The organism is Streptomyces sp. NPDC029014, assembly GCF_055564695.1.
This window is the reverse complement of the sequence record NZ_JBVHVT010000086.1, coordinates 12,535-30,189: the sequence shown is the minus strand read 5'-3', so window position 1 is coordinate 30,189 and position 17,655 is coordinate 12,535. Positions and strand designations below refer to the sequence as shown.

At 73.3% G+C, this 17,655-nt stretch carries 15 protein-coding genes; 10 read left to right on the top strand and 5 right to left on the bottom strand.

Going from position 1 to position 17,655, the window contains the following annotated elements; all coding sequences use genetic code 11:
* Positions 1 to 322 precede the first annotated feature (322 nt).
* Entirely contained in the window at positions 323 to 1,087 is a 765-nt protein-coding gene (locus tag ACZ4VL_RS33335) for an MBL fold metallo-hydrolase (protein ID WP_468207599.1), read from the bottom strand.
* 923 nt (positions 1,088 to 2,010) lie between these two features.
* Here ACZ4VL_RS33335 and ACZ4VL_RS33330 point away from each other — a divergent pair.
* Positions 2,011 to 2,469 carry a hypothetical protein gene (locus ACZ4VL_RS33330; RefSeq protein ID WP_468207596.1) on the top strand — a complete coding sequence of 153 codons (459 nt, stop codon included), beginning with the start codon at positions 2,011 to 2,013 and terminating at the stop codon, positions 2,467 to 2,469.
* 120 nt (positions 2,470 to 2,589) lie between these two features.
* Positions 2,590 to 3,534 carry a hypothetical protein gene (locus tag ACZ4VL_RS33325; RefSeq protein ID WP_468207593.1) on the top strand — a complete coding sequence of 315 codons (945 nt, stop codon included), beginning with the start codon at positions 2,590 to 2,592 and terminating at the stop codon, positions 3,532 to 3,534.
* Positions 3,535 to 3,681: 147 nt separating this feature from the next.
* On the opposite strand, the gene ACZ4VL_RS33320 is transcribed toward ACZ4VL_RS33325, so the two are convergent.
* On the bottom strand, positions 3,682 to 4,614 hold the full coding sequence (locus ACZ4VL_RS33320) for a Gfo/Idh/MocA family protein (protein ID WP_468207627.1): 933 nt from the start codon (positions 4,612 to 4,614) through the stop codon (positions 3,682 to 3,684).
* Between the two features lie 302 nt (positions 4,615 to 4,916).
* Here ACZ4VL_RS33320 and glnII point away from each other — a divergent pair, with 302 nt between their 5' ends.
* Together glnII and ACZ4VL_RS33310 are read left to right on the top strand one after the other, a co-directional pair.
* Complete coding sequence (glnII, locus tag ACZ4VL_RS33315) at positions 4,917 to 5,936, top strand: glutamine synthetase (RefSeq protein ID WP_404243597.1); 1,020 nt, start codon at positions 4,917 to 4,919, stop codon at positions 5,934 to 5,936.
* A 570-nt stretch (positions 5,937 to 6,506) separates the two neighbouring features.
* Positions 6,507 to 7,205 carry a winged helix-turn-helix domain-containing protein gene (locus ACZ4VL_RS33310; protein ID WP_468207589.1) on the top strand — a complete coding sequence of 233 codons (699 nt, stop codon included), beginning with the start codon at positions 6,507 to 6,509 and terminating at the stop codon, positions 7,203 to 7,205.
* A gap of 112 nt (positions 7,206 to 7,317) precedes the next feature.
* On the opposite strand, the gene ACZ4VL_RS33305 is transcribed toward ACZ4VL_RS33310, so the two are convergent.
* Positions 7,318 to 8,874: a PepSY-associated TM helix domain-containing protein gene (locus tag ACZ4VL_RS33305; protein ID WP_468207586.1), complete on the bottom strand. Its 1,557-nt coding sequence runs from the start codon at positions 8,872 to 8,874 to the stop codon at positions 7,318 to 7,320.
* A gap of 92 nt (positions 8,875 to 8,966) precedes the next feature.
* Entirely contained in the window at positions 8,967 to 9,854 is an 888-nt protein-coding gene (locus ACZ4VL_RS33300; RefSeq protein WP_468207584.1) for a hypothetical protein, read from the bottom strand.
* A gap of 74 nt (positions 9,855 to 9,928) precedes the next feature.
* Here ACZ4VL_RS33300 and ACZ4VL_RS33295 point away from each other — a divergent pair, with 74 nt between their 5' ends.
* From ACZ4VL_RS33295 to ACZ4VL_RS33285, 3 genes are all read left to right on the top strand, one after another.
* A complete protein-coding gene (locus ACZ4VL_RS33295) occupies positions 9,929 to 10,519 on the top strand; it encodes a rhomboid-like protein (protein WP_468207581.1) in 591 nt (196 codons plus the stop codon).
* An 86-nt stretch (positions 10,520 to 10,605) separates the two neighbouring features.
* Positions 10,606 to 11,406, top strand: a complete 801-nt coding sequence (locus tag ACZ4VL_RS33290) for a tyrosine-protein phosphatase (RefSeq protein ID WP_468207578.1) — start codon at positions 10,606 to 10,608, stop codon at positions 11,404 to 11,406.
* Between the two features lie 163 nt (positions 11,407 to 11,569).
* Complete coding sequence (locus ACZ4VL_RS33285; RefSeq protein WP_468207575.1) at positions 11,570 to 13,567, top strand: hypothetical protein; 1,998 nt, start codon at positions 11,570 to 11,572, stop codon at positions 13,565 to 13,567.
* Positions 13,568 to 13,755: 188 nt separating this feature from the next.
* Here the strand turns inward: ACZ4VL_RS33285 and ACZ4VL_RS33280 are convergent, their stop codons facing one another.
* Positions 13,756 to 14,652, bottom strand: a complete 897-nt coding sequence (locus ACZ4VL_RS33280) for an NmrA/HSCARG family protein (RefSeq protein WP_468207572.1) — start codon at positions 14,650 to 14,652, stop codon at positions 13,756 to 13,758.
* Positions 14,653 to 14,793: 141 nt separating this feature from the next.
* Between ACZ4VL_RS33280 and ACZ4VL_RS33275 the strand changes: the two genes are divergently transcribed.
* The 3 genes from ACZ4VL_RS33275 to ACZ4VL_RS33265 all read left to right on the top strand — a co-directional run bounded on the left by ACZ4VL_RS33275 (position 14,794) and on the right by ACZ4VL_RS33265 (position 17,647).
* Positions 14,794 to 15,672 carry a metal-dependent hydrolase gene (locus ACZ4VL_RS33275; RefSeq protein WP_468207569.1) on the top strand — a complete coding sequence of 293 codons (879 nt, stop codon included), beginning with the start codon at positions 14,794 to 14,796 and terminating at the stop codon, positions 15,670 to 15,672.
* Between the two features lie 44 nt (positions 15,673 to 15,716).
* Positions 15,717 to 16,802: a PDR/VanB family oxidoreductase gene (locus ACZ4VL_RS33270; RefSeq protein ID WP_468207624.1), complete on the top strand. Its 1,086-nt coding sequence runs from the start codon at positions 15,717 to 15,719 to the stop codon at positions 16,800 to 16,802.
* 77 nt (positions 16,803 to 16,879) lie between these two features.
* The gene (locus tag ACZ4VL_RS33265) at positions 16,880 to 17,647 is read left to right on the top strand and encodes a TetR/AcrR family transcriptional regulator (RefSeq protein ID WP_468207566.1); all 768 of its coding nucleotides are present in this window, start codon (positions 16,880 to 16,882) and stop codon (positions 17,645 to 17,647) included.
* The last annotated feature ends 8 nt before the right edge of the window (positions 17,648 to 17,655 follow it).

Sequence of the window (17,655 nt, the reverse complement as noted above, 5' to 3'; positions counted from 1 at the left end):
CTACGCGCTCCTCGCGTCTCGGCGACTGACCGCCGTCCGGGGCTGGTAGGCGCCCCAGATCGCTACGCGCTCCTCGCGTCTCGGCGACTGACCGCCGTCCGGGGCTGGTAGGCGCCCCAGATCGCTACGCGCTCCTCGCGTCTCGGCGACTGACCGCCGTCGGGGGCCGGTGGGCGCGAGCAGACCACGGCGTGCGGCGGCTAGCTCGGCGACTGGCGGCCGTAATGGGGGGCAAGCGCGGGCGGCATCTGCGCGCAGGGGTCTGTCCGGCGGCCGGCGGACCGTTCGGGGTGACGGTCGGCTGGAGAGGGGGCAGGTGTGGTTAGTGCGGTGGAGAGATGTCGATGATCAGGCCGGGTGTGGCGTAGTCGACGGGGCCGTTGAAGCGGGTTGCGGCGCGTGCCAGTGCCGCTTGCGGTGTGAGGGAACGGCCGACGTGCGTAACGATCAGGCGGCCCACTCGGGCCGCACTGGCGGTGTCACCTGCGTCTTCAGGCGTGTGGTGGCCCTCGACGGGTTCCGCGCTGTCCGCCTCGCACAGCAGCACGTCACAACCGTCGGCGAGAGCGTTCAGGCTGGCGCACGGCTCCGTGTCGCCGGAGTAGACGAGCGTCCCTCCCGCTGCCTCAGCGCGCAGGGCGAAGGCCGGGATGCCGTGTGCCACTTCCCGACTGGTGAGCCGAACGGACCCGACGGTCACTTCGTGACCGTCGTACAACTCAGTGACGTCAAATGCCGACTCGATCGGGCTGCGAACCGGCGTGTTGCTGAGGAACCCGGCGAGCCTGTCGGCGATACCGGGCGGCCCGTAGAGGGGAATCGGCGCGTCGAGTCGGATGTCCGCGTACAGGGCCCCGTAATAAGCGGTGAGCAGATCGGCGCTGTGGTCTGCGTGCAGATGCGAGATCCACACGGCGTCCAGCTCGTCCAGTCCGCAGTACCGCTGCAGTGGACCGAGCGTCCCACTGCCGGCGTCCACCCACACACGCGTGCTCCCACTGGAGAGCAGGTACCCCGAGCACGGATTGTCCGCACTGGCATACGGCGTCGCAGACCCAAGAACCGTCAGTCGCAGCAACTCTTCCATCACCCCGTGAGCCTACAAATCCCCCACTCAACAACCCAGTTACGCCACCCCCGCTACCAGCCCCCGACGGCCGCCAGTCGCCGAGACGCGAGGAGCGCGTAGCGGTCTGGGGCGCCCACCGGCCCCTGACGGCGGTCAGCCGCCGAGAAGACAGGAGCGCGTAGCGATCTGGGGCGTTTGCGGGGGCTGGATGGGCTTGTCGTCACCATTTCTGGCTGGTTGGGCGCCTACTGGCGCCGCGGGGCCTGGATACCGGTTTTGGGGAGGCGCTTTTGGTGCTCGCGTGCCCGGCGGGGGTCGGGAGCTGGCGGTCCCGGGTGCCTGGGATGCCGCGGGGCGGAGCCGGGGGCGGGCTGCTCTGGCGAGGGCCGTGTGTGGAATGGTCCCCCTGGCCATCCTTCGGGGGCTTCCCGGCAGCTCTTTGGCATTCCGGGGTGGACCGGTCTGTCAGGGGTGGAGCGTAGCGACATCGCGAAGCGACGCGACGAAGGAGCGCCCTTGACGGGCCGGCCCGCACCGGAAGGACAATGGGCTGCCGGGAAGCCCCCGGATGCTCCGCCGACCCCGGGTGCGGGCATCCCGCTCACCGCGGCTCCCGGCCGGCCTCCCCCGCCTCCCCCGCTCCCTCCCCTTCCCCCGTCCTCATCTCCTCCTCACGCGCCGACCCCGTAGGCTGCATTCCCGACAGAAGGGACATTGCGCAGCAAACGGACGGAGCCGTCTTGACCGCCCCCCACCGCGACCATTTCGACCGCCACGACCACCACACCCATCCCGTCATGCCTTACACCCCTCATAACCCTCACAACCCCCACCGCTCCCATCCCGCCTCTAACGCCTCTAACGCCCCCGCCCCCTCCCTCCCCGCCACCCCACCCGCTCCCCGACTCCCCCACACCCCGGCCCACCGTGGAGCCGACTGGATGTTCTGCGGGGTGTACGGGACCGTGCTCGCGGCCGGGCTGTTGGCTGCGCTCGACGAGAAGGGGGCCACGTACACCCCGTTCGGGGACGCCGGCTGGGTGTTCGTGACCGCCGCGGCGGCGGCCCTCGCGCACGGGTACGCGCACCACATGGCCGCCCACCAGCCCGGCTCCGCCGGCCACAGGTGGCGGATGCTGGTGCAGGAGGTGCTGCACGAGTGGCCGCTGATCGCGGCCACGCTCCCGACCGTCCTCCTGCTCGTCGTCGCCGGGTTCGCCCACTGGGACGCCCCCGTGGTGACCTCGGTCGGCCTCGGCGTGAACACGTTGCTGCTGTTCGCCTGGGGTTCCTTCGTGGCGCGGCGGGTGGGCTACGGGCTCGGCGCCTCGCTGCGGATCGGGGCCGCGGACTCCGCCATCGGGGTGGTCATCATCGCGGCCAACGCCGTGATCAAATAAGTCACTTTTCAGACCGCCGTTTTCGGTCCAGACCGTAGTGTGCGTGGCTGTCGCCGCCCGCCCGGACCGGCGAAGGTGCTGGCCTGGTTCGGGGGGCACGTTTCCACGAACAGGAGACCCATGCCTACCGCACTGCTCAAGCACGGGGTGCGAGCGGCGGCTTTAGCCGCTCTCGTCCTCGCCACGTCCCTCGGCGCTCCGGCCGCCGTCGCCGCCCCGGCAGCGGCGGATCAGGTCGCCCTGCAGGAACAGGCCACCTCCGCGGGCCTCGACCGACGTGCGTCGAAGCCGATCGACGTGAAGATCAACGGGTCCGGAATCACGGCACCGGAGTCCGCACCGGCCGGCCTGGTGTCGTTCCGGGTCACGTCCGATGATCCGAACGGGCGCTTCCTGCAGGCCTTCCGCCCGCACCCCGGTGTGACCGTGGAACAGGTGCTGGCCGACCTCGCCAAGGCCGTCAGCCGCCAGCCGATCCCCACCGCCGAGGGCATGCTGGCCGTGCGCGACGAGGCGGAGATGTTCGGCGGGGCCCAGGTCACGGCCTCGGTGTCGGAGACGTTCACCACCCCGATCACCGGGGGCGAGGTCGTCCTCCTGGACTTCACCGCCTTCCTCCAGGACCCGACGCACCCCATCACCCGGACCCTCCGACTGCAGGGCAGCCAGAGGCCCAGCCTGCCGACGGGCTTCCCCGACAGCTTCGTGCTCGCGCGGGAGACCCCGGACGGCCCCCGTTTCGACATCCACGGCCTGGACCGGACGAGCGACACCATCCTGGTGCACAACTCCACGCAGGAGCTGCACGAGATGGGGATACAGCCCGTCGCACCCGGCACCACGGACGCCCAGATCCAGGCCGTCTTCGACCGCACCGCGCCGGGCCCGCTGCCCTACACCGGGCGGTCCGTCGGTCTCGGCGTCCTCTCCCCCGGCCGCACGGTGCTGCTGGAGATACGGAACCTGCCCCCGGGCACGTACGTGGTCGGTTGCTTCGCCCCTGACGGGAAGGCCGGCATCCCGGACGCGATCAAGGGCATGCACAAGGTCGTCGTACTCACCTGACGCGGGCCCCCGCCCCGGCTCCGGCCCCGGTCATCCGGAGCCGAAGCCGGGGCACGGCAACCGGCAGCCACAGCCAAGGCACCGGAACCGCGGCAGCGGCAGCGGCAGCGGCAGCGGCAGCGGCCAAAGCCACAGCCCCCACCCCCCTCACACCCCCAGCTGCCCCTCCGCCTCCGCCAGGATCTCCGTCAGCCGGGCCGCGAAGCGGGCGTCGCGCCGGTCCGGTACGCCCGTCCGGGCGGCGGTGAGCAGCGCGTCCAGCGCCCGCCCGTACGCGCCCGGGACATCGGTCCAGTTGGGCAGCGAGAAGACGCCCTCGGCCCCGCGCACCTGGAGCCCGACGCCGGCGGCCGCGGCGGGCGCGCCGAGGCTGAGCACGGCGGTGCTCGCCGCGCCCGAGGTGTGGCGCAGGGCCAGCTGGACCACGTCGGAGGGCCCGCGGGCGGCGGTGACGGAGGTGACGTCGCCCAGGACGGGGATGAGGACGGACAGTGCGTGGGGGCCGACGTCCCACAGTCCGCCCTTGGCCTTGCGCCAGGGCGAGTCGGCGTAGGCGCTGGGCGTGCCGTCGGGCGGGAAGACGGCGCCGAGCCAGTGGGCGGCGGCGGTGAACCAGCCGGTGCGGCCGGCCTGCTCCTCGACCCAGGCTGCGGCGGGTTCGGCGAAGCGGAGGGTGAGGAAGACGACGGAGGCGACGCCGTGCCGGTCGGTGGCGTCGGCGACGGCGCGGGCGTCGGCGACGGTGGTGGCGACGGGCTTGTCGAGCAGTAGTCCGCAGCCGGCCTCGGCGGCGCGTACGGCGAGGGGTGCCTGTACGTCGGGCGGGAGGGCGAAGGCGGCGACGTCGCAGTCGGCGAAGAGGGCGTCGGGGTCGTCGTAGACCTTCACGCCGTACGTGTCGGCCAGCTCGGCGGCGGCTTCGGGCCGGCGGCCCCATACGCCCGCGAAATCGGAGTCCGTGTGGGCGGCGAGGGCGGGGGCGTGGGTGCGGTGGGCCCAGGGGCCGGTGCCCAGGAGCCCCACGCGGGGCCGGGCGACGGGCGGACGGGTGGGTTCCGCGGGGTCGCTTGCGCGGGTCAAATCGTACGAACTGCTCACCCGCCCAGTCTGCCGCACTCGCACGGATGCACTGACCGCAACCCGCACGAGCCACCCGACCTGCGGTGCAAACCCGGTAACACGGGGTTCACACATGGGCAACGGCCGAGAAATCGCCACGAGGCACGCTGCGGTCTACACCGCAGCGATCGACCGTACGACCGGACGAGCACACGACCGGACAAGCGGACATCCGCACTAGTAACACCCGCACACCCGCAGAACCACACACCGCAGCACCCGCAGAGTCTGCGCCGGAGCGACGCACCGTAAGGATGGGGCCCGTGAGCTACAAGGCTGAGTACATCTGGATCGACGGCACCGAGCCGACGGCCAAGCTGCGCTCCAAGACGAAGATCCTCGCCGACGGCGCCGAGCTGCCGATCTGGGGCTTCGACGGATCGAGCACCAACCAGGCCGAGGGCCACGCGTCCGACCGGGTCCTGCAGCCGGTGTTCTCCTGCCCCGACCCGATCCGCGGCGGGAACAACGTCCTCGTGCTCTGCGAGGTCCTGAACATCGACATGACCCCGCACGAGTCCAACACGCGCGCGCTGCTCCGTCCGGTCGCCGAGAAGTTCGCCGCGCAGGAGGCGATCTTCGGCATCGAGCAGGAGTACACGTTCTTCGACGGCCAGCGCCCGCTCGGTTTCCCGGTCGGTGGCTTCCCCGCCGCGCAGGGCGGCTACTACTGCGGTGTCGGCTCGGACGAGATCTTCGGCCGCGAGATCGTGGAAAAGCACCTCGACCACTGCCTGGCGGCGGGCCTGGACATCTCCGGCATCAACGCCGAGGTCATGCCCGGCCAGTGGGAGTTCCAGGTGGGTCCGCTCAGCCCGCTTGAGGTCGCGGACCAGCTGTGGATCGCCCGCTGGCTGCTGTACCGCACCGCCGAGGAGTTCAACGTCTCGGCGACGCTGAACCCGAAGCCGGTGAAGGGCGACTGGAACGGCGCCGGTGCGCACACCAACTTCTCGACGAAGGCGATGCGCGAGGACTACCGCGCGATCATCGTGGCGTGCGAGGCGCTGGGCGAGGGCAGCAAGCCGCTGGACCACGTCAAGAACTACGGCGCGGGCATCGACGAGCGTCTGACGGGTCTGCACGAGACCGCCCCGTGGAACGAGTTCAGCTACGGCGTCTCCGACCGCGGCGCCTCGGTCCGCATCCCGTGGCAGGTGGAGAAGGACGGCAAGGGCTACATCGAGGACCGCCGTCCGAACGCCAACGTGGACCCGTACGTCGTGACCCGCCTGATCACGGACACGTGCTGCGCCGGCCTGGAGAAGGCCGGCCTCGTCTGAGGCGGGTTCCCGAGCCCCGTGTGGGGCGGGGCGCGCGCCCGCCCTGCCCCACACGGCACACACACCATCACGCGCATGCCCGTCGGGCCCGTCCTCCGGTCCGGCGGGCATGCGCGTCTTCGGTGGGCGTCCACCATGCGATACGGATCCGTGATACCGATCTGCGGTCCGGACTCCCTTCAGGCTGCTGCAACATGACGGTTTGTCCGCCCTGTGAGGGGTTTGGCGAAGCCTTGATTTCTGAATTTGAGATTCCGCTCCATCAGTTGAGACGGAACCTGCCCCGAGTCGAGGGCATCTGCTTCAATGGGCGCATGGCCAGCCACTCGCACACCTCGACCGGTCGCAGCGACCTCGAGCCGTTCTGGCCCTCCCGTCAGGACCATGACTTCGACCGGGTGTGTTGCCGCGCGACGAACGCGCCGGCCCTCTAAAGCCTTCCGGGATCGACCAGCACACCTCCCCCAAGGCCTTCGGTCTGCGCGGTGCAACGAGGACGTAGCACGTACGTACATCGCCTACGCACGCACGTCTCCTCCCGACCGCTTCGCGTGAAAGAGCTGACCACTCATGCCTCAGACCCGTTCCCTGACGTCCGCCGCCTCCACTGCGACCGCGACCCTCCCCTTCCCTTCTCCGGCCGCGTCCCCCTCCCCCTCCTCCGGCCCGGTCTCCTCCCCCTCCCCCTCTGCCTCCCCGACCGCGTCGCGGCACCGCTTGCGGGCCGTCGCGCCGGACGAGGTCGCCCGCGTGGTCGACCTGCTGCCGCCCGGCGCCACCTGGCTGCCCGCGCCGCAGCACGCGCTGCCGGTGCTGCCGGGCCGGCCGCCGATGATCGGCTACCTGGTCCTCGTACCGGCCGACCAGCAACCGCCGTTCGCCTTCGCCCCGCAGGCCGTCCCCACCTCGGCCCCCGCCCCGGTGCGCACCCCCGCACCCGATCCCGCGCCCGGTCCCACTCGCCACGCCGCCCCTGCCGCCACCGGGGACGGCGTGGTCCGGATCGACGCGGCGCAGCGCACCGCCGAGGTCGACGGTCGGGTGCTGGACCTCACCTACCTGGAGTTCGAGCTGCTGGCGCACCTGGTCGCGCACCCGCACCGGGTGCACACCCGGGACCAGCTGGTGACCACGGTCTGGGGCTACGGCCACGTGGGCGACGGCCGGACCGTGGACGTCCACGTCGCCCGCCTGCGCCGCAAGCTGGGCGCCGCCCGCCGGGGCGCGATCCAGACGGTCCGCCGGGTGGGCTACAAGTACGCCCCCTGAGCGCCCCCTGAGTACACCCTCTGTGTGCGCCCCCTGAGTACGACGGTGGGCCCGCACTCCCTCGTGGAGTACGGGCCCACCCGGCTCGCTCAGAGCCGCGTTCGACGGGACGTCACCCGGCGGTCGGCGTCTTGGTGCGGCGCACCGCGACGGCGCCGAGCAGCATGTCGATCGCCAGGAACGCCACGAGGCTCATGCCGAGCAGCGGTACGAACCACCCGACCACTGCGGTCACCGCCACCAGCGGCAGCAGCATGCCCACGGGCACCTTCCGCCAGGCGCCGCGCGGCTGGGCGCGGCCGGCGGAGAGGGTGCGGTCCTTGGTGGGCCGGCGCAGCCACCACATCCGGTAGCCCCAGAAGATCAGGAACATCAGGGCGACGGCGAGGGCGGCCAGCGCGATCTGGTTGGCGAGCCCGAAGGTCTGGCCCATGTGGAGGTCGATGCCGAACCGGGTCAGCTTGGCGAGGACGGGGTAGTCGGAGAAGTAGAGGACGTCGATGACCCTGCCGTCGGCGGGGTTGACGGCGACGGTGTCCAGGTGGACCGGGAACTCCTTGTCCTTCTCCTTGACCACGTACCCCTTGCCCTTGGCCGGGAGCGTCACCTGGAGGTTCTCGGTGGCGCCCGCGGCGCGGGCGGCGGCGACGGCCTTGTCGATGCCGATGTCGGCCGTGGCCGGCGCCGGGGGCATCTCCATGTCGTCGGTCATGACGTGGCCGGCGTGCTCGCCGCCCCCGCCGGCGCCGCCCGCGCCGGGGGTGAGCGCGGCGGAGACGTTCGGGGTGGCGCCGCCGAGGCGGTCCTGGAGCTGGCCGATGTTCTCGCCGGCGTACTTCGACCAGGTCAGGCCGGTGGCGGAGAGGGCGACGAGTCCGGTGACGGCCCAGAGGCCGACGACCCCGTGCCAGGAGAGGGTCTTGCGGCGGCCGGTGGCCTTGCGGTCGGGCAGGACGAGCTGCGCCTTGCGGGAGCGGCGCCGGCCGATCCACAGGGCGAGACCGCCGAGGGCGACCACCCACAGCCAGCTCGCGGCGAGTTCGCTGTAGTTCCGGCCGAACTCGCCGAGCTGGAGGCTGGAGTGGAACTCGCTGAGCCAGGCGCGCACCGGCAGTGCGTCACCGGAGGTGGTGAGCACGCCGTTGACGTGGGCCGTATACGGGTCGACGAAGGCGGTGCGGGTCTGGCCCTCGGCGAGACCGGGGGCCTCCATGATCACGCGGGTGGTCGCCTCGGCGTCGGGCGCGGGCCAGACGCCGATGACGTTGCCGCCGGGCTCGGCGGCCTTGGCGGCGGAGACCTGGGTGCTGAGCGGCACCGTGCTCTCGCCGACCTGGTCGACGGTCAGCTCGTCGGCGTAAATGATCTTCTCGGCCTGCCAGGAGCCGGCGTAGAGGAGCCCGGTGGCGGCGGCGAGGAACAGCAGCGGGGCGATCAGGATGCCCGCGTAGAAGTGCATGCGCAGCAGCAGCGGTCGCAGCGCGGCCCAGGTGCCGGGCTTCGCGGCGGTGGCGGCGTCAGAAGCGGATGAAGATGCGGACGCGGATGCGGCGTCAGCGGCGGGGGCCGCCTCGGCGGTGCTGGCGGTGGCCGCCTCGGCGGCGGCGCTGGCGTCGTCGTCCCGGGTACGGGTACGGGTACGGGCGCCTTGGGCCTCGTCAAGAGACATGGGTCGTCCTAGGTGTTGGCGAAGACGGGGGTGAACCGGCCCCGGGTCTCGCCGCCCGCCCCGCCGCGACGGCAGGACGGAAGGTGCGCCGGTCAGGCGCAGGCAGGACGGCCGGGGGCCGTGACGTGGAGGCTTCGCCGACGGGGCGGCCCGCGCCGCACGAGGGCATGGGCGTGCACGGCTCCGCGCAGCCTGCGCGGGGGCGCGTACGAGGGCCGCTGGACGGGAGGGCGCGGCACGAGGGCGGCACGGGCCCGCACCAGGGCGAGCGCGCGGGCGAGGGGGCGGGCCGCGAGCAGGGCGGTGGCGCCGAGGGCGGCGACGAGCCGGAAGAGGGCGGCTTCGCCCCAGGCGAGCCAGGCGGCGCAGAGCAGGCCGGCGAGTACGTGGGCGGCGATCATGCCGAGGCCGCCGTTTCCGGCCATCGCGAGGAGGTCGGCGGCCGGTCCGGCGGTACCGCCAGCGGCTCCTGCCATGTCGGCCATGCCGGCCATATCGGTCGTGCCCGCCATACCGGCGGACGCCCCGCCCGCACCCTTGACCACGTCCGCCCCGCTCAGCGCGGCTTCGACGTGGCGATGTCCGGGCACGGGCACGGGCACGGACACGGGCTCGGGCAGGTGCCGTAGGGCGTGGTCGGCCTGGTGGGCGTGGTGCGCCTGGTGGGCGGCGTGCCCGGCGAGACCACCGGTGCGGCTCCCGCCCGGGCCCCCGCTACCGCTCGTGGCCTGGGTCCCGGAGAAGACGAGGTGCAGGACGCCCTGCACGGCGAGCACCGCCGCGCTGATCCCCACGGGCCCCCGGCGCCGCCCGGCGGCGAGCCAGGCGAGGCCGCCGGTGACGGCGAAGGCACCCAGGAGGCCCAGCGGCGGGACGTCCGTACCGGACATGTGGGCGTGCCCCGCGGCGCCCAGGGCCGTGCACACCGCCGCGAACATCGCGGCTCGTGCGGCGCGTATCGGCGCGGGGCTTTCTGACATGGCCTGATCATGCTGCCACAGGCCCCGCCTCGGCGCACCGGAGGGTGGTATCCGATCATGGTCGGGTGAATCCGATGCCAAGGCCGCCGATAGCCGGCGCGGTGTACGCGGGCGGGGTCCAGCTCGGGGCGTACGCCCTGGAACGGCTGGGCCCGATCGACCGCGAGCAGGTGCTGCGGGACTGTTCGACCAACGTCGACAACCTCTCCGCCGGGCGCTGGGAGACGCTGCTGAGCAGCGCCGTCGTGGTCGAGGAGCCCATGCCGCTGCCGTACGCGCTGCTGCTGGTCGCCGTCCTCGGGTACGCGGAGTACGCGTACGGGGTGTGGTGGACGGCGGCGGTGTTCCTGTTCGGGCACGTCACGGCGACCCTCATGGTCTACGGGGTGCTGCGCGGACGGGCCGGCCCGCAGACCCGGCGGGCCCTGGACGTGGGCACCAGCTACGGCTTCAACGCCGTGCTCGGGGCGTTGACCTCGGCGCTTCCGCGGGGCCGGGCCCGTACGGCTACCCGGGTCGGACTGCTGGCGGTGGCGGCGCAGCCGCTGTTGCGGCGGGAGCGGACCTTCACGGACGCCGGGCACCTGGTGGCCCTGGGGGTCGGTGTGGGGGTCTCGCTCGTCTTCGATTACCTATCCGGGACGAATCGTCCGAAAATCGGATGACCCGAAACGATGACCCGAAGCCCGGACCACCGATCACCATCACCTCTTCGCGCCACGCGCACCCGCCGACCGATGGAGCCGCCACGATGACCGCCACCGCCACCCCGTCCACCACCGTCGCCAACCTCCGCGACCTCGGCGGTACGCCGCTCGCCGGCGGCCGTACCGTCCGGCCCGGCCTGGTGCTGCGCTCGGGCCAGCTCGACCGGCTCGACGTCGACACCGACCCGGCCGTGGCCGCGCTGGGCCTGCGCACGGTCATCGACTTCCGCACCGTCGCCGAGCGCGCCGACCACCCGGACCGCATACCCGAGGGCGTGCGCCACCTGATCGGCGACGTCCTGTCGGACAAGCTGAACTCCGGGCAGGTGCCGGCGGCGACGCAGCTCAAGGACCTCCTCTCGGACCCGGTGGTCGCGGAGGAGCACCTGGGCGGCGGCAAGATCCAGTCCCTGTTCGCGGACACGTACCGGGCGTTCGTGCACACGGCCTCCGCGCAGGCCGCGTACCGGATGCTGCTCACCGAGCTGGCGGACCCGGAGGCGGGCCCGGTCCTGTTCCACTGCACGGCCGGCAAGGACCGCACCGGCTGGGGCGCGACGATCGTCCTGGCGCTGCTCGGTGCGGACGACGACACCCTGATGGCCGAGTACCTGTCGGTGAATCCGGCGGTGAAGCAGGCCTTCGCGCGCATGATCGAGGGCTTCACGATGGCCGGCGGGAACCCGGACATCGCGCTGGCGCTGATCGGGGTGTTCCCCGAGTACCTGGAGGCGGCGCTGGACGAGGTCCGCACGCGGTACGGCTCGATGGAGAAGTACGTCCGCGAGGGGCTCGGCGTCTCCGACGAGACGGTCGAGGCCCTGCGCGCCCGCCTGGCGGCCTGACGCCCCGCCCCGAGCCCACCTGCGGAGGGACCCTCGTCCCCCTGCCCCCTGCCCCCTGCCCCCTGCCCCCTGCCCCGCACGATCCACCTTCGGACCCGCCATTCGACCCGAACGTGTGACCAGGGGGCGGTAACCATCCGGCCATTCGCTCGTTCAGCTGAACGTGACTGCGCCGGACACCGCCACCCGCCCCCCGTCCCCCTCGACGCCCGACGTCGAGCAGGCCGAGGCCGCGATCGTCGAGCACTACCCGCGGCTGGTGCGGCTCGCCTACCTGGTGCTGCCGCCCTCCCTGGGCCGGCACCGGCGCGTGCTCACCGCCCACTCGCTGGCCCAGCGCGCGCTGCCGCGCGGGAGGCGGTCCGGCGGGAAGGCCGCAGCGGCCGGGCGGCGGCGCGGTGTCCCGGGCCAGCGCGGCGACCACCGCAGCAACCACCGGAGCAACCACCGCGGCGATCACCGTGGCGGCGGCGCGGGCCCGGGCGCCGATCGCGGGTACGCGTACGTCCGGCTGCAGGTGCTGCGCTCCGCCCTGGAGGCGGGGGTCCCGCTGACCTTCCGGGCGCTGCCCAAGCGGTCCCAGTTGCCCGCGCCGCTCCCCCAGGTGTGGGGGCTGCGGCTGTTCCCGCGGTCCGGCGGGGCCGAGGAACTGGCCCTGGACCAGTGGCTCGCCACGCTGGACGGGCCCGGCCGGGCCGCCTGCGTACTGCGGGCGCTGGAGCAGCTGCCGGAGCCGGAGGTGCTGCGGGTGCTCGCCGCGGCCGGGGTGGCCGACCCGGAGGCGGCGGTCGCGGGGTCCGGGGATCCGGCCCATGACCGGCTGTTCGCCTCCCCCGAGTTCGATCCGTGCGTACTGCAGGCACGGCCCACCGATCTGCTGCGCCGCCGCCGCTTCGGGCGGGCCGCGCTGGCCGTCGGGGCCGCCCTCGCCGTCTGCGGGGTGCTGCTGGCGCTGCCGGGCGGCGGCTGGGGCGCGGACGGGGCCGCGGCCCCGCCGTACGCGCGCAACGAGGCCGTGGAGCGGGCCATGGATCCGGCCAAGCTGATCCGGGTCACTCCGACGCTGTGGCGTACGTCGTCCCGTACGGGCTTCTCGACCTGGCCCGCCCGCGGTGACCGCGTGAACGACACCGAGCTGCTGCGCCGGGCGCTGGCCGTGTGGGCGCGGCCCGGCAGGACGGTGGTCGCCTCGGCCACGCCGGGTACCCCGCCCGGGCCGCCGATGGGCCCGCCGCAGCTGCTGTTCGCGGGCACGGTCGACCAGGCGGTGGTGGTCCTGCTGTACGACGGCCTGCGCGTGGTCCGGTACGCGGAGCCGCGCACCGGGACCGCGGTGGCCGCCCTCGACTTCGCCCGTACGGACGGGGCGTCGGCGGAGACCGCCGCGGGGCTGGTGTTGAGCCGGGTCGACGGGAACGTCCGCTATCTGATCGCGCCGTGGGCGTCGGGGGTGGGCCTGCGGGACCTGCTGAAGCCGGGCGAGGCCACCGTTCCGCTGAAGTTGGGTCCGGACGGGGTCACGCCGCCGGTACCGAGCCCCGCCCCGGGGGGCAACTGCACGGGCTGGAACGCGCTGTCGCTGACCGGCGAGGGCGCCACCCGGCTGGTGACGGACCTGGGCGAGCTGACCCCGGCCCGGCTGACCTCGGGCGCGCCGGGTGCCGAGCGGGACGTCGCGGAGGGCGGGGAGCTCAGCGACTGGTCGCGGATCGCCTGCCTGCTGCCGTCGGTGCGCTCCGCCGGGGTGCGTACGGTCAACGCCTGGACGTACGCCAAGCAGCAGCTTCCCGAGGGCGAGGGCACGGCGACCTGGCTGTGCACGCGGGCGGAGACCTGGGCGGGCGTGCAGGACCGGGTCCAGGCCCAGTTCCTGACGCCCGGCGCCCCGCTGGCGGCGCAGACGGCCAAGGCGGAGGGCTCGCCGGCGTGCGGCCCGCGGGAGCCGCGGGTGCTGGCGGGCGTGCTGTGGAAGTCGAAGGCGGGCCAGTGGTACGCCCTGGCGGCGGGCAGTGCGCAGTTCGCGTCGCTGTCGGCGTCGGGCGGCGGGGTGAACGGCTCGGCTTCGGGCAACCGCCTGGCGGTGAAGGCACCGGCGGGCGCCTTGGTCGAGCTCTCGGGCAAGCTCACGGACGGCACGAAGGCGAAGGCCCTGGGCCAGTAGCAGCCCACCTCCCCGTCCCCGCCACCGAGTTCCCCCAGCACCGGCGAGTTCCCCCAGCACCGGCGGATTCCCCCCTCCCCGACATCGACGGGCTCCCCGGCATCGGGCGGGGCCCCCGGCATCGGGCGGGGCCCCCGGCATCGGGCGGGGCCCCCGGCTGCGGCAGGCTCCTCGACAGCGACGGGCGTTCACGAGTGTGCTCCTCCCGCGGGCTCCGGGGAGCCGGACAGCAGCGCGGGCCAGTCCTGCCCTGCGGCCCAGTCGGCGAACGTGTGCCAGCCGACCTCGGGGTGGTCGCGTCGCAGCCGGGCGGTGTCGACGTCGAGCCCGTGGGCGGTGAAGTAGGCGAACATGGCGGCCAGGTCCTCTGACCAGGTGCGGACCTGTGCGAGCGGTACTTCCTGGTGGGTGACCGGACGGCCGGCGGCGGCCGCGAGGGCCTCTGCGATCCGGGCGGGAGTGAGCTCGTCGCCGGCGAGGTCGATGCGGCGGCCGGCGAACTCGGTGCGGCGGCCGAGGACCAGCGCCGCGAACGAGCCGATGTCGGCGACGGATATGAGCGTGAGCGGACGGTCCTCGGGCATGGGCCAGGCGAAGAAGCCCTCGCGCAGCCCGTCGAGGCTCCAGCCGGTGGCGTAGTTGTCCATGAAGGCGGCCGGGCCGAGAACGGTCCAGGGCACTCCGGCGACCCGCAGGTGCTGCTCGATGAGGTGCTTGCTCTCGTAGTGCGGGATGCCGGTGCCGCGGTCGGCGTGGGCCACGGAGGTGAACACGATGTGGCCGAGGCGGGCGTCCGCCGCCGCGTCGACGAGGGTGCGGCCCTGCCGGGTCTCGGTGGTGATGTCGGTGCCGAACGGGGTGGAGACGGCGAAGAGCGAATCCGCCCCGGCGAGGGCGGCGTCGAGCGAGGAGCGGTCGTCGAAGTCGGCGCGGCGCACGTCGGCTCCCAGGCGGCGCAGGGCGTCAGCGGCGGGTGAGGCGGGGTCGCGGGTGAGTGCCCGGACGTGGTGGCCCGCGGCGATCAGGGCTCGGGCGGTGGCCCCGCCCTGGGCTCCGGTGGCTCCGGTGACGGCGATGGTGAGCACGGTTCCCCCATGAGGTCGAACGGCAGCGGCGCATGACCCGGCGTCACGCACTTTCTGCGTTGCACATTAACTGTGCTACGCAGAAGACTAGCGAATGGAGAGGGGATTCCCAACCCCCGGACTGGTCAGTACATTGACGCCATGTCTAATAAGCCGCTGCCGGAACACACCGAGCTCAAGGCGCGCAACGTGTCCTTCGGCTGGGAGGACACCCCGCTCCACTGGCTGCCCGGCGACCCCTTCGCCACGCACACCATCAACGTGTTGCACCTGCTCCTGCCCGCCGGTGAGCGCTGGTTCGTGCACGTCTACAAGCAGGTGCTCCCGCACATCAGGGACGAGCAGCTCCGCGCGGACGTCATCGGTTTCATCGGCCAGGAAGCCATGCACGCCGCCGCGCACGACGACGTCCTCCCCCACCTCAAGCGGCTCGGCCTGGACCCCACCCCGTACACCGCCCAGGTGGACTGGCTCTTCGAGAAGCTGCTCGGCGACCGGACCCTGCCGCCCGGCAGGGCCCGGCACTGGTGGCTCATGGAGCGCGTCGCGATGATCGCGGCGATCGAGCACTACACGGCGTTCCTCGGCGACTGGGTGCTGAACGCCGACGAGTTGGACCGGCGCGGCGCGGACCCGATGATGCTCGACCTGCTGCGCTGGCACGGCGCGGAGGAGGTCGAGCACCGCTCGGTGGCCTTCGACCTGTTCGTGCACGTCGACGGCAGCTACCGGCGGCGGGTCCGGACCTGGGCCACCGCCTTCGCCGCCCTCGTCTTCCTCTGGCAGCGCGGCGCCCGCTTCTTCATGGAGAACGACCCGCACCTGCCCGACGCCAGGGCCTCGTTCGGCCAGTTCTTCCGGGCCGGGCAGCAGGGCACGCTGCCGTCCACCGGGGCGATGCTCAAGTCGATCCCGACCTACCTCTCCCGCGCGTACCACCCGTCCCAGGAGGGGTCCACCGCCCAGGCCACCGCCTACCTGGCCTCCTCCCCCGGCGCGAACGGCGGTGTCCGACCGTGACCGACAACCGTCCCCTGACCGTGGACAACGGCCGTGCCCTGACCGTGAGCAGCAGCCGCGCCCTGACCCTGGCGGCGTTCGCGGGCGCCGCGTGGCTGACGAAGCGCGCCCTGCGCCGGCGCATATCCCGCTCGCCCCTCTGGCCGCTGCCCGCCCTGGAGACCCCGGTATCCGGGTACTCGCCGCGCCGCCGTCTGCGCGCCCGGATCGTGTCGCGCACCGAACCGGCGCAGGGGGTGGTCCGGCTGTCCGTGGAGTCCCCGGAGCTGCCGGCGTGGACGCCGGGGGCGCACGTCGACGTCACGCTCCCGTCCGGCCTGGTCCGCCAGTACAGCCTGTGCGGCGATCCCGCCGACACCGGGCGCTACACGATCGCGATCCGGCTGGTCGAGGGCGGCCGCGGCGGCTCCCGCGAGGCCCACGCCCGACTCGTCGAGGGCGCCGAACTGGAGCTCCGCCCGCCGCGCAACCGCTTCGCGCTGGAGCCCGCGCCCGCGTACGTCTTCGTCGCGGGCGGCATCGGCATCACCCCGCTCCTGCCGATGCTCCGGGCCGCCACCGCCGCCGGGGCGGACTGGTCCCTGCTGTACGGGGGCCGTTCCCGGGCCTCGATGCCGTTCCTGCCCGAACTCGCCGGGTACGGGGACCGGGTCACCGTGGTCCCGGAGGACGAGGCGGGCCTGCCCGACCTGGCCGGGCTGCTCTCCGCAACCGCCCCGGGCGCCCTGGTCTACTGCTGCGGCCCGGAGCCCCTGATGGCCGCGGTCCTCGCCGCCGTCCCGGACCCGGGGGCCGTCCGGCTGGAGCGGTTCTCCCCGCCCGCGTTCTCCCCGCCCGCGTTCTCCCCGTCCGCGTCCCCCGCCGAGGCGCGGCCCTTCACCGTCGACCTGGCCCGCTCGGGCCGCACGGTCGAGGTCGGTCCCGGCGAATCGACCCTGGCCGCGGTCCGCCGGGTGCTGCCGGACGCCCCGTACTCCTGCGAGCAGGGCTTCTGCGGGACCTGCCGGCAACGGGTCCTGGCGGGCGGGGTGGACCACCGCGACGAGCTCCTCACGGACGGGGAACGGGAGGACTCGATGCTCCTGTGCGTGTCGCGCGCGAAGGGGGACCGTCTGCTCCTCGACCTGTAGGGACCGCCCCGGACCTGCGGGTATGTGGGGGGCGTCCGGGGACGGCCGGTCGCCCGGGGGCGAAGTAGGGTGTCCGCATGACAACCGGGGTGCGACGCAGGATGGGTGTCGAGGAGCGGCGGCAGCAGCTCATCGGGGTGGCCCTGGAGCTGTTCAGCAACAGGTCTCCCGACGATGTGTCGATCGATGAGATCGCCGCGGCCGCGGGCATATCGCGGCCGCTCGTCTACCACTACTTTCCCGGCAAGTTGAGCCTGTACGAGGCGGCGCTGCGCCGCGCGGCGGACGACCTGGCGCAGCGGTTCGTGGAACCGCACGAGGGTCCGCTCGGGGCGCGGCTGCTGCGCGTGATGGGCCGGTTCTTCGCGTTCGTGGAGGATCACGGGCCCGGTTTCTCCGCGCTGATGCGCGGGGGGCCGGCGGTCGGCTCGACCCGGACCAACGCGATGATCGACGAGGTCCGGCAGGCGGCGTACGACGAGATCGTCAAGCACCTCGGGATCGAGAGGCCGCCGGCGCGGCTGGCGCTGGTGGTGCGGTCGTGGGTGTCGCTGGCCGAGTCCACGGCGTTGATCTGGCTGGAGGGCCGGGAGATCCCGCGTGCCGAACTGGAGTTGCAGCTGGTGCACGATTTCGCGGCGCTGGCTGCGGTGAGCGCCGCGTACGACGCGGAGATGGCCGGGATCATGGCGCGGATCCTGGCGGGCGAGCCGGCGGACGGGCCGTTCGGCGAACTGGTGGGCCGCCTGGCGGCGCTGGTCCCCGCGACACCGGACCCGGCACAGGACCCGGCACAGGACCCGACACCGGAGCCGACACCGGAACCGGAGCCGGACCCGCACTGATGATCGCG

Bases quoted from the DNA above. Each gene is read 5' to 3' on its own strand.
- ACZ4VL_RS33300 (WP_468207584.1), bottom strand. From the start codon at position 9,854: ATGTCAGAAAGCCCCGCGCCGATACGCGCCGCACGAGCCGCGATGTTC.
- ACZ4VL_RS33335 (WP_468207599.1), bottom strand. From the start codon at position 1,087: ATGGAAGAGTTGCTGCGACTGACGGTTCTTGGGTCTGCGACGCCGTAT.
- ACZ4VL_RS33290 (WP_468207578.1), top strand. From the start codon at position 10,606: ATGACCGCCACCGCCACCCCGTCCACCACCGTCGCCAACCTCCGCGAC.
- ACZ4VL_RS33295 (WP_468207581.1), top strand. From the start codon at position 9,929: ATGCCAAGGCCGCCGATAGCCGGCGCGGTGTACGCGGGCGGGGTCCAG.
- ACZ4VL_RS33305 (WP_468207586.1), bottom strand. From the start codon at position 8,874: ATGTCTCTTGACGAGGCCCAAGGCGCCCGTACCCGTACCCGTACCCGG.
- ACZ4VL_RS33325 (WP_468207593.1), top strand. From the start codon at position 2,590: ATGCCTACCGCACTGCTCAAGCACGGGGTGCGAGCGGCGGCTTTAGCC.
- ACZ4VL_RS33275 (WP_468207569.1), top strand. From the start codon at position 14,794: ATGTCTAATAAGCCGCTGCCGGAACACACCGAGCTCAAGGCGCGCAAC.
- ACZ4VL_RS33310 (WP_468207589.1), top strand. From the start codon at position 6,507: ATGCCTCAGACCCGTTCCCTGACGTCCGCCGCCTCCACTGCGACCGCG.
- ACZ4VL_RS33265 (WP_468207566.1), top strand. From the start codon at position 16,880: ATGACAACCGGGGTGCGACGCAGGATGGGTGTCGAGGAGCGGCGGCAG.
- ACZ4VL_RS33330 (WP_468207596.1), top strand. From the start codon at position 2,011: ATGTTCTGCGGGGTGTACGGGACCGTGCTCGCGGCCGGGCTGTTGGCT.